The organism is Phormidium pseudopriestleyi FRX01, from assembly GCF_017313335.1.
Classification (GTDB): domain Bacteria; phylum Cyanobacteriota; class Cyanobacteriia; order Cyanobacteriales; family Laspinemataceae; genus Laspinema; species Laspinema pseudopriestleyi.
Genome location: NZ_JAFLQW010000449.1, coordinates 1 through 11244, shown reverse-complemented (window position 1 = coordinate 11244; position 11244 = coordinate 1). Strand labels below are relative to the sequence as shown.

Here is an 11244-nt window from a genome sequence, read left to right as displayed (position 1 = left end):
GGACTTGATTCCGGTTCATTTGCAACTGCTTAGAGATTTCTGTATTATTGATTCCATCATTCGCCAACAAGACTAACTTTGCCCTTTCTACTAATCGACGTGGATTAGTTGCCCGGTGCGATATTTGTTCTAGTAACTGATGCTGCCTTGAAGATACTGTACAGACGGAGGCTTTTGGAGTAGGCATGATTGATTAAGTCGAGATCGAACCTGAGCGAGGCCCCTTATATGGGACCCTCTGCCTCTTCCTCTTATTATAGCTGGTTATGTTCTTTTACGCCTCTGCACTAGCCCCTCCTTGACTCTCACCGCTAATTGGAGTACCAATATAGCGGGAGTCTCCAGGAGGGAAGAAAGATGAAGGAGTGGGAGCATCTCGCTCCCTGGTGCAGCGAGATGCTCCCACTCCTTCATGAGGAATTGGACAATTCCTACAAGACTTTCTATATCATCAAATGATCAGTTCCCTGCTTCTACCACGGTAATACTTCGCCATTGGCGTGCCAAAACGTACCCGAATTATCCAGAGTGAGATTATCCAGTCGCTGAATTATACCATGAGCCGCTTCCCGTGTAGAAATTCCCGTAAAATTCGTCATTCGGGTCTGAACTAACCCCGGATGTACAATCCCTACAGCAATTTTGCGCGGTTTCAAATCGATCGCCAGGGATTTCCCCGCCATACTCACGGCGACTTTGGACATCCGATACCCGTAATAACCCCCGGAACTATTATCCTCAATCGAACCCATGCGACTGGTGACAATCCCAATCTTGGACCCCTGAGAGAGCAACGGTAACAGTGCCTGAGTCACGCGCAATGTTCCCAAAGCATTGACCTCAAACTGCCGTTGAATGCTGTCAAAATCCAGGCGATCAAGACTGTCTTCTTCTAAAATGCCCGCATTATTGAGCAACACATCTAAGGATATTCCCTGCAATCGCTGCACGAGTTCTTTTAGGGTCTGACTCGAAGTAATATCAATTCCGGTTTCGACTCGAATCCCTAATGCATCTAACTCGGGGGAGGACTGACGACAAACCGCGATCGCCTGGTCCCCCCGTTCCTGTAACTGCTGGCACAATGCTAACCCAATGCCGCGAGCAGTTCCTGTTACTAAATAAGTTGCCATGTTTGTACTCTATTCACCCTAAATCGTTCGCTCCCTATTCTAAATCAATTTTATTTATTCTTTGAGGGGCGCTTCCCCACAATCGGGGAGTAATTCCTGAACCCCTCCTGTCCCTATGGATTTAGACGGGTTCCCTAAGAGTTTGGGATTATTAAAATTGCGATCGCTCATCAGTTTAGAATTTTTGATCACGATCCATTTCCCCGTGAGTGGGTCTCGATAAACCTCATAAGGATTTTGACGCAATTTTTGGGTGACTGTTGTCACTTCCATTTCCTCTTCTCCTCGATTATCCCAGATGTTTATACTGAATGGGTTTAGACCATCTCTCAGATAGATTTTTCTCTTCAGAATCAAGTCAGAAATTTATTCAGGACCGTTCCCCCTAACCCGAGTGAACAAAACAGTAATTCCTGGATGTCCCGCTTCTTGTTCAAGTTTCCTACTGACGGGGAACCCTTGATTAGGAACTGTGCCACTTCTTAAGGGGGACCAGATTTAACCGGGGGCTTTTTAGCGTAGTGGGGTAAATAGTCTATTCACAGATGACCCGATGATGACCCGATGCACTGGCCGAATAATTGCACCGAATAGACCCTGATTGATTTCTCTATCCGATCAGGCAGGTAGAACCCGGAAAAAATGCAGTAACCGCAGATTTAAATAAATATTCCTAAATATTCCCGCTAGAGAGCGATCGCCCGATTCATTCTCGGACCCGGCGCCTCCAAAAGAGGAAAGCAGACATTGCGGATATTATTGTAAAAATTATTTTACCCGATCGCATCCCATCCACCACTCAACGCTAAAATTAGCTAAAAAAGCGTTACGCTTATTTTGGTTATAACCGTAGAGGCGATCGCGGCATCCAGTGATGAGGGTTGTCACCCACCTCCCCCCCTAGCAACGCCCCAACTAAACTTTGGAAAACCATTACTGCTTTATTTTAATAAATCTTCCCCTTTCATCCGTAGCTCGGTGCAGTTAAATGTAGTAAATGTAGGTAGAATTTGCCTGAGATGTTTTTTGTCTTGCAACTGAGTTTATTTTGATGCCTTACCAGCTCTACCATCTGGTTGCTTTTATCGTAGCCGCCCTTGTTGTCCTTGCAACAACGCCGGTGGTCAAAAAAATTGGGATTAAAAGTGGCCGAGTCGATCTTCCCGGAGAACGCAAGGTACACCGCCAGCCAATGGTGCGCTTGGGAGGCGTATCAATCTTCCTAGGGACAACGATCGCCCTATTAATCGTCTGGTGGATGGGTGGGTTTGGCGAATTGCCGACTCCCAAAGAGTATGAAATTTGGGGCCTCACCCTCGGCGGCCTTGCCTTTTTCGTAATTGGACTTGCTGACGATTTATACGGACTCTCTCCGTTTTTACGACTCCTGTTGCAAACGATCTGTGCCAGTGGCGCTTGGGCAGTCGGGGTTCAAATTGAATTTTTAACCATTCCCTTTCTGGGATTAGTGAAATTCCCTGACTTGATTAGCTATCCCATCACCGTAATCTGGCTAGTTGGCATGACCAATGCCATTAACTGGATCGATGGATTAGATGGTCTGGCGGCAGGTGTTTCCGGCATTGCCGCCTTAGTCATGCTGATGGTGAGCCTCTTTATGCATCAACCGGCTGCGGCGTTGATTGCGGCTGCCTTAGCCGGTGCCACCTTGGGCTTCCTGCGGTACAACTTTAATCCGGCCCAAATTTTCATGGGAGATGGTGGGTCCTATTTTATCGGCTTCACCCTGGCTGGGGTCGGTGTGGTAGGTTTAGTCAAAACCACGGCTGTTACTGCGGTGGTTCTGCCTTATATCATTCTAGCGGTGCCAATTTTAGATATGTCAGCGGTGATTGTCGATCGCATTCGCAATGGCAAATCCCCCTTTACCGCCGATAAGCGTCATCTGCACCATCGTCTCCTGGAAGCCGGACTCTCCCATCGGTTAACGGTGCTGTTTATTTACGCCCTGACGATTTGGGTTGGCAGTATCGCCCTGGCGTTTGCCGGGATTCCCAGTGGCATCGCCTATGCTTTTGCAGCAACAGCTTTACTCAGCTATGCCAGTTGGAAGGTGAAGAAACACGCGAGGTTATAACCCTGACTCCGGGAACAGCCAGTTCCCTCCCGGTCATCATGTAAATTCTAAAATCAAACGTTCATGAGTGCTGAGATTATTTGTGTTGGCACAGAATTGCTGTTAGGAGACATTCTTAACAGCAACTCTCAGTTTTTAGCCAAACAACTGGCTGGACTGGGTATCCCTCATTATTTTCAAACGGTGGTCGGAGACAATCCAGACCGCATTAAACAGGTGGTGGCGATCGCCGTTGAGCGTTCTGCCCAAATTCTCATCTTTACCGGCGGTCTGGGACCCACCCCCGACGACCTCACCCACGAAACCCTCGCCCGTTGTTTTGGGGTGGAAATGGTCGAAAGAACTGATATTCTCGAAGACCTGATCCAAAAATATGCCTCTCTCGGTCGGCATATCTCGGCCAGCAATCGCAAACAAGCCTTAATTCCGGCTGGTGCTGAAATTTTACCCAATCCCCTAGGCACCGCCCCAGGCATCATCTGGCAACCTCGCCCAGATTTGACAATTCTGACCTTTCCTGGAGTTCCCCAGGAAATGTACCGAATGTGGCAAGACACCGCCGTTCCCTACCTCAAAGCCCAAGGCTGGGGTCAAGATATTATCTACAGTCGGATGCTGAAATTTTGGGGAGTTTCTGAGTCGGTCTTAGCGGAAAAAGTGGCTCCATTACTGGATTTGACCAATCCCACGGTGGCTCCCTACGCCCTCAATGGTGAGGTCAAACTCCGGGTTTGTGCCCGGGCCTCCACCGAAGCTGCCGCACTAGCTGCGATCGCCCCAGTGCAGCAACAGATTCAGGCGATCGCTGGATTGGACTATTTTGGGTCCGATCAAGATACCCTAGCTTCCGTGGTGGGAGAGTTACTCCTCCAACGGGGTGAAACCCTCACCGTGGCCGAATCCTGCACCGGGGGCAGTATCGGCAGTCTCCTCACCGCCATTTCCGGGAGTTCTCGCTATTTCTTAGGCGGGGTGATTGCTTATGACAATTCAGTAAAAATTGGGCTTCTGGATGTCAACTCAGACGATTTAGCCCAAGAAGGTGCCGTCAGCGACATAGTGGCTCAACAAATGGCCCTGGGTGTCCGCTCTAAATTAGGCGCAACTTGGGGTCTGAGTGTGACCGGAATTGCTGGTCCCGGCGGTGGCAGCGAGACGAAGCCTGTAGGGTTAGTTTATATCGGGTTAGCTGGACCCAACTCCGAGGTTGAGACTTTTGAATACCGCTTCAGCGCTTTCCAAGAAAGGGACTTGATTCGTCATTACAGCGCCGAAAGTGCTCTCGACTGCCTCCGGAGAAAAATGTTAAGAATAGCTTAACATTCTTAATATTTGTTGCGAAGCAATACCTATAGCGTTTACTCTCTCAGCAATTCCTATATATAGAGTGTATTTGGATCCAACTGCTCGGGACTGATCCCCAAAAGCCTGTTTTGTACGGTTGAGTCTACTTGCTCATTTCTCAGGATTCGCTATGATCAAAGAAACAGAGTAATTCCAATTCTGTTAAAAACGGCACTCAGTGACTGCCGTCAAGTAGTAGAGCGATAGCCTGGACTCAAGGAGCTGTCTTTTCAATGGATTATATAGATAACATAATCGACAAATTAAAAGAATGGGCGCGCAAAATTATTGAGGCCCTTCTCGGTCCAGAGGCAGAACCGGAACCGGAACCGATTCCTATTCCAGTCAATGAACCCCGTCGGCGTCGGTAAATTTATAGTGTTAAAGGCGTAGGCATCGGCGATTGCTGAATATATTGGTACTGCACGGACCAAACTTGAATCTCCTGGGTCAACGAGAGCCAGGAGTCTATGGTAGCGCGACGTTAGAAGATATTAATCGCTTGCTGGAAACAGAGGCGCAGGCTTTGCAAGTGAAGCTATCCGCGTTGCAATCCAATCATGAGGGGGTACTGGTGGATGCTATCCATGCCGCCCAGGACCAGCACTCAGGAATCTTGATTAATGCCGGGGCTTATACTCATACGAGTGTGGCAATCCGTGATGCGATCGCCGGGGTGAACCTTCCCACAGTGGAGGTTCACCTGAGCAATATTTATCGCCGGGAACCGTTTCGCCATCACTCCTACATTGCGGCGATCGCAATTGGGCAAATTAGCGGGTTTGGTCCGAATAGTTATCGTCTGGGACTTCAGGCGTTGGTCCATCATCTCAGAGAAAACAACCCATCCGGTTAACCTCCCCCATCCAGGGGGTTTCTTCCTAGAGGGGGGCAGCACTTCAGTCCCATCTCTCATCTTTCTCATGACGCTTTGTCTCTAATTTTGGGCATTTTTTTACCCCAAATATTGCAGATTGCCAACCTTTAACCAAAGGTATAGAGCATTCAAGATGCCAGACCTTCTAAAAATCAATGGCTACTACAGTCATTATGAATCACACGATTTTCAGTTAAATTTGTCTTCCCTTCAAGAGAAAATTTCCTCCATCCCTTCCCGTCAAGTTAAAGAAATGTTACAAAAACAGGGATAATAGTTTCAAGATTAATGCCCTGGCCCCTTTAAAAAGAGAAAAATCACTGCAATGCTTGCTGATTCATTTCCTTGGTTAACTACTATATTTGCTCTGCCCCTAGTGGCGGCCTTGCTGGTTCCGGTGATACCCGATCGCGATGGAAACGTATTGCGCTGGTATGCAACTGGAGTGGCGATCGCTGACTTCGCCCTGATGTGCCTCCTCTTCTGGCAACATTACGATCCACAGATTTCCGGCTTTCAACTCGTCGAACAATTTAGTTGGATTCCCCAACTCGGCATCAGTTGGACCGTTTCCGTCGATGGCATCTCCATGCCCTTGGTCCTCCTAGCGGGATTCGTCAGCAGTATGGCCCTGCTTTCGGCATGGCAAGTAGACCGCAAACCGCGAATGTTCTACTTCCTGATGCTGGTATTATATGCAGCCCAGGTGGGGGTGTTCATCGCCCAAGACCTGCTGCTATTCTTCATCATGTGGGAAATCGAACTCATCCCCGTCTATCTCCTAGTCTGTATCTGGGGCGGACCGAAACGGCAATATGCCGCCATCAAATTCCTACTTTATACGGCTGCGGCCTCCATCTTTATTCTAATTGCCGGACTCGCCTTAGCCCTGTATGGACCCGGCCCTGCTTCATTTGATATTGCAGACATTGCCCTCAAAGAATTTCCCTTGGCCTTGCAATTGCCCCTCTATGCGGGTTTATTAATTGCATTTGGCGTCAAACTGGCCGCCTTCCCCTTCCATACCTGGCTTCCCGACGCCCACGGCGAAGCATCCGCCCCAGTTTCGATGATTTTGGCTGGGGTGTTATTAAAAATGGGTGCTTATGGATTAATGCGAATGAACATGGGATTACTGCCCGATGCTCATGTTTATTTTGCCCCAGTTTTAGTCATTTTGGGAGTCGTTAATATTGTTTATGGGGCATTAACCTCCTTTGCCCAAACCAATATGAAACGGCGACTGGCTTACTCGTCCGTTTCCCACATGGGATTTGTGTTAATTGGGATTGCCTCCTTCACCGACATCGGGATTAATGGGGCAATGTTGCAGATGATTTCCCACGGATTAATTGCCTCCGTGCTGTTTTTCTTAACTGGGGTAACTTACGACAGAACCCATACCATGACCATGCAAGATATGGGGGGAATTGGGCTTTTTATGCCGAAAGTTTTTGCCCTCTATACTGCTGGTGCAATGGCTTCTCTGGCCTTACCGGGAATGAGTGGATTTGCCAGTGAAGTGGCGGTATTTATTGGGATTGCCACCAGTGATTTTTATAGCCTGACCTTCCGGATTGCTGTGGTCTTTCTCGCTGCAATTGGGGTCATTTTAACCCCGATTTATCTGTTGTCGATGGTGCGTCAAGTGTTTCACGGGTCCTTCTACGGGTCGAAAGAAATTCCGGCTTGTGACATCACGGATCCGGAGTTACGGGAAGACTTTATTGAAAACCAAGCGGCAGTTTGTTTTGGGACGAATTGTATCTTACCCGGAGAAGCGGCGTTTATTGATAGTCAGCCTCGGGAAGTTGCGATCGCCCTGAGTTTTTTGGTGGCGATCGTGGCGATCGGTTGTTATCCAAAAATTGCCATGCAGGTGTATGACAATACGACCGTTGCGATTAATAGCGTAGCCACCCAAGCTTACGCCCAAGTGCGATCGGCTGAAACCATCGGCTTCAACGCACCCAGCCTATCTCCAATGGCAAAAATCGCCGAATTCACTCCAGATTAAGGTCCTGATCCGAATGCTGAGGACCCGATGTTTTGGGGAAATACGGTTAGCCAAACCATAGGGTAAAATTATGAAAATGCGGGTATCTTGCTCTAGTGAGATGCCCGCATTCTTTAACGGTTCGGGGAGTTAGAGAATCACCTTCACCAATTGAGATAAGTCAGTCACCGTTTTGAGGGCCTCATCGGTAATAAGTTGATGACTGGTAGTGGTGGGATGGACATCATCCCAAAACAGGAAGGTATTCGGGTCGCTTCCAGGGGATTGCTGGGCGGGGTCGGTGACATTTGTGAATCCGTATTGACTCGGATTGGCGATCGCATCATTGAGCAACCCATTCACATCAACCAGAATAATATTGATATTCGGGTTTTGGTCTAAATTGGCGATCGCTGTGGCCAATGCCGTATTATGAACATTGGTAAGTTGGCTTAGAAATTGCTGTGCTTGCGGTCCCCGATTTCTGACTCCGGGAGTGTTACCCAAGTCCGGGAGGTTCATCACCATAAAATTGCGAGCACCATCATCCGCCAGTTGAGTCACCGCATTCACTAAATTATTCACCGGAATTGTTACATCTGTAATCCCAGCATTCAAGTAATCATTAGCACCCGCCCAGATGGTGTATAATCCATTGGGATTGGAGAACGGAGTTTCGGCGATAAAACTCTCAATTTGTGTCTGCAACCCGGGCAAGGTAGGTAACAGCGGATTTTCCAAATTCAGAGAATTCACATCAGAACTTGTAGCCCCTCCAAAGGCAATATTGGTCTGAGGATTTACATCTAACCCCAGACGAGAGGGCAGAAGTTCAGCCCAGATGGGTCCATTACTAAATCGTCCATTGGTATATAAGGGTTCCGGAGGAAATAGACCCTGGGTTAAGGCAAACAAATTGCCATCATCAGAAAGACTGTCGCCGAAGACATACAACTCATCAAATAAGCGACGAGGCAGGCGACCCTCAAACTGACCGAAGTTCGCAAAATGGGCGATCGCCGTCGTCTCTCCTCGGGAAACCACCTCAGCAACCCCAGGGTTTTGTTCCAGATAATAAGTCTGATCAAAAAAGGCCACAGGACTGCGACCTTCCTGCGCCCCAAATGTGATATAGTGAGCGAAGAAACCCGTCAGAGGGTCTTGACTCACCGCCTCGGCTACATCAGGATTCGTTTGGGCGTAAAAATTGGTATTAAAAAAGGGAGTCGGATCTCGCCCTTCCCGGTAACCGAAATTAATAAAATGGTCAAACGCACTTAGGCTGGGGGAAATCGCCGCTGCTACATCAGGGTTTTGCGAGAGATAGTAATCAGCCTGAAAAAATGCACTTGGATCGCGATTTTCTTGGTCTCCAAATGCAAAATAATGCTGGGCCGCACTACTGAATATACCACTAGCAACCGCTGCCGCTACATCAGAATTTCTGGCCAAATAAAACCCTTCATCAAATAGGGTCATTTCAGATAACATAGTTTCCAGTCACTCCTACAATAGGGTAAATTCTATTTTTAGAGGTCTAGGTCTATCCTAACCTAGGAATTGGAATTTTAGGAAATTTGCTTTAGAAAGTTGTAGACGGTAGCCTTCCCAGAGGGTTACATCACCAACCCCCGGGAGTTAAACTATTAGGCAAGGGGGGGGGACGGCCCCTAGTTGTTACCTAAAGTTTTCAAAAAATCCGCTAGTAACATTTTGCTTTGAAAAGTTGCGCGAATTGAATCCCCATTGCTATAATTAATCAGGGCTTCAAACCTTTGAAAATCACCGCCAGGGTTTGTTAAGTCTAGGGTGTCGAGTTGGGCGATCGCCTCTTGGATCTGAGTAAACTCATATCGGGTTTTCAAACAGCGGCATAATCATAATTTGAGTGATGTGACGTTCAAGACAGTTTTTTAGCTTCGTCATAAATTCCTTGACTTGTTTTTGAGCAACCTGCATTAAAGCCTGTCGAAGCGGCTGTTTTTCTGAGTCAGTTATCAATCTCAGTTTTTCCGAGGCATTTTCATACAGATAATCTGGGGTTGCTTCATCAAAAGCGATATCAAAATTGATGATTTTAAAAGCATTGACTACATCGGCATAAGGAATGTAAATAACGGCAAATCCATTAGTTTTGAGTTGTTCTAAAGCCGGTTTTGTAAAATCTCCAGCTAAGACTACACCATAAAAAGGGTTTAACTGAGAATACCATTGAATAATCGGTAAAATTGCCCCTTGAATTTCTTGAACTTTATTTTTCGAGTGTTTGGTGTACCTCCGCCATGCCGATTCAATAAAGGCTATAGGAATGCCCAGTTTTTCTTCTGTACCCCCGACTTCAATCACAAAATCTAAATCATGCTTATTTCCATACTTATCTTCCCAAGTTACCTTTTTTCCCTTTCTAGCAGGACGGGATTTTTGGTAGTCTAAATAGTAGTTTTTGTTTTCGGCAAACTTTTCAAGCCGGGGCTTTAAGATATCATATAAAACAATATCTTCCAAAAGTTTTCCTAATAGTTGTCCGAATTGGTGAGAAGGGGACTGTGCCATTTTATTAACTCCTGTTTATCCAAAGTTTTCCTTCATGGAGTGGAACCCGATGTTTTCTGTTTTTCCACTTCACGTTGCGTTTTCTGATTTCTTCAAAATACCAACCGTCAAATCCAGCAGCAAGGGCTAATTTCCCCAGCCATTGTTCCACCGGGACATAAACACCATAAGGGGCTGAATCCCCGATAATTAAGCAGATTTTACCGCCTGAACGAGTTACTCTATGAAGGGCATGGAATACTTTTCCCATATCAATAAAATAAGCGGCAATCATCGTATGATAGGCTTTGTTTCCACTCTTGGTTGTCCGAATCTGTTCTAACTCTTGACAAATCGGAAATAATTCATCTCGAATTGGGTTCAAAACTGGGTCAGGGATGAGCATCTCTAAGGTAAGACGCTCTTTGGAAACGTGCTGGGAGTTAGAACGAATTAGAAACTTACGAACAGCTTCATGTAAATCTGACCAGGATTGGACTTCCCCCCAAAAGGTCATTTCTAGGCGAGTGGCATCGGCGTAATCATAATTATTGGCATAAGGGGGAGATGTGATGACTAAATCGATTGAATTGTCGGGGATATTTTGTAAGGTTCTAGCATCTTCTTGTAAGAGAATAGAACGAGGCGATCGCCCTAAAGATTGCATCAATCTCATGTCTGTTTCCATCAAAGCTGCTTGATGGCTTAAGGCATCGAAGGGATGATGAATTTTAGCCTTTCGTTTATTGGGGAGAACATATTGCCACTGGGCAGTTCCCACATAACTAGAGACTCGTAAAATAGCAGAAATTGCCATAAAAATCAGAGATTGGAGGTTTTCAGAATAGTGGGGAGCAAGTTGCAGATATGCTTGTTGAATTTTGAATAAATCAAGCAGGGCTGCATCGGTGTAACACTTACTCAGAAGTGCGGGAATAGGTTTGGGGAACTGCGGATGAAGATCGATCGCAACCTGTTGAATGTCTCTGATAGCAGCTAAAAAATCTGGGATGGGTGTATTCCAAGCGAGTTTACCTTGGGCAAGTCGATAGACAAACGGATGCGCTTCAACGCCATAAGAATTGATGCCTAATTTATCGGCAACTACAGAAACCGTACCGGATCCGGCAAAGGGATCTAAGAGGGTTTGAGGGTTCACTTCAGCGATCGCCCTTTCAACCCAATCGGCTGAAAATCCCGCAGAGTAACGAAACCACCGATGGATGGGCAGTTTCATATTATCGGTAAATGTCCCGGTTCTTTG

Annotated in this window: 11 protein-coding genes and 1 pseudogene; 5 read left to right on the top strand and 7 right to left on the bottom strand. The window is 46.8% G+C overall.

Translation table 11 applies throughout. The features are described from left to right. From J0895_RS16870 to J0895_RS16860, 3 genes and pseudogenes are all read right to left on the bottom strand, one after another. Positions 1-187 (bottom strand): annotated as a pseudogene (locus tag J0895_RS16870) (helix-turn-helix domain-containing protein); the annotation flags it as partial. A gap of 286 nt (positions 188-473) precedes the next feature. Further along, positions 474-1133 carry an SDR family oxidoreductase gene (locus tag J0895_RS16865; protein WP_207089205.1) on the bottom strand — a complete coding sequence of 220 codons (660 nt, stop codon included), beginning with the start codon at positions 1131-1133 and terminating at the stop codon, positions 474-476. Positions 1134-1187: 54 nt separating this feature from the next. After that, positions 1188-1406: a hypothetical protein gene (locus tag J0895_RS16860; protein ID WP_207089204.1), complete on the bottom strand. Its 219-nt coding sequence runs from the start codon at positions 1404-1406 to the stop codon at positions 1188-1190. A 778-nt stretch (positions 1407-2184) separates the two neighbouring features. Between J0895_RS16860 and J0895_RS16855 the strand changes: the two genes are divergently transcribed. From J0895_RS16855 to J0895_RS16835, 5 genes are all read left to right on the top strand, one after another. Next, on the top strand, positions 2185-3231 hold the full coding sequence (locus J0895_RS16855) for a glycosyltransferase family 4 protein (protein ID WP_207089203.1): 1047 nt from the start codon (positions 2185-2187) through the stop codon (positions 3229-3231). A gap of 63 nt (positions 3232-3294) precedes the next feature. Beyond that, positions 3295-4551 carry a competence/damage-inducible protein A gene (locus J0895_RS16850; RefSeq protein ID WP_207089202.1) on the top strand — a complete coding sequence of 419 codons (1257 nt, stop codon included), beginning with the start codon at positions 3295-3297 and terminating at the stop codon, positions 4549-4551. Positions 4552-4808: 257 nt separating this feature from the next. After that, positions 4809-4946, top strand: a complete 138-nt coding sequence (locus tag J0895_RS16845) for a hypothetical protein (RefSeq protein WP_207089201.1) — start codon at positions 4809-4811, stop codon at positions 4944-4946. A gap of 32 nt (positions 4947-4978) precedes the next feature. Next, entirely contained in the window at positions 4979-5431 is a 453-nt protein-coding gene (gene aroQ, locus J0895_RS16840) for a type II 3-dehydroquinate dehydratase (protein ID WP_207089200.1), read from the top strand. 346 nt (positions 5432-5777) lie between these two features. Beyond that, on the top strand, positions 5778-7469 hold the full coding sequence (locus J0895_RS16835; protein ID WP_207089199.1) for an NAD(P)H-quinone oxidoreductase subunit 4: 1692 nt from the start codon (positions 5778-5780) through the stop codon (positions 7467-7469). 129 nt (positions 7470-7598) lie between these two features. Here the strand turns inward: J0895_RS16835 and J0895_RS16830 are convergent, their stop codons facing one another. From J0895_RS16830 to J0895_RS16815, 4 genes are all read right to left on the bottom strand, one after another. Further along, positions 7599-8939 carry an SGNH/GDSL hydrolase family protein gene (locus J0895_RS16830; protein ID WP_207089198.1) on the bottom strand — a complete coding sequence of 447 codons (1341 nt, stop codon included), beginning with the start codon at positions 8937-8939 and terminating at the stop codon, positions 7599-7601. Positions 8940-9118: 179 nt separating this feature from the next. Further along, a complete protein-coding gene (locus J0895_RS16825; protein WP_207089197.1) occupies positions 9119-9313 on the bottom strand; it encodes a hypothetical protein in 195 nt (64 codons plus the stop codon). Then, complete coding sequence (locus J0895_RS16820) at positions 9297-10001, bottom strand: hypothetical protein (RefSeq protein ID WP_207089196.1); 705 nt, start codon at positions 9999-10001, stop codon at positions 9297-9299. Before J0895_RS16820 ends, J0895_RS16825 begins: the two co-directional genes overlap by 17 nt. 4 nt (positions 10002-10005) lie before the next feature. Continuing rightward, a partial coding sequence (locus tag J0895_RS16815) for a DNA methyltransferase (RefSeq protein ID WP_207089195.1) occupies positions 10006-11244 on the bottom strand: 1239 nt, incomplete at its 5' end.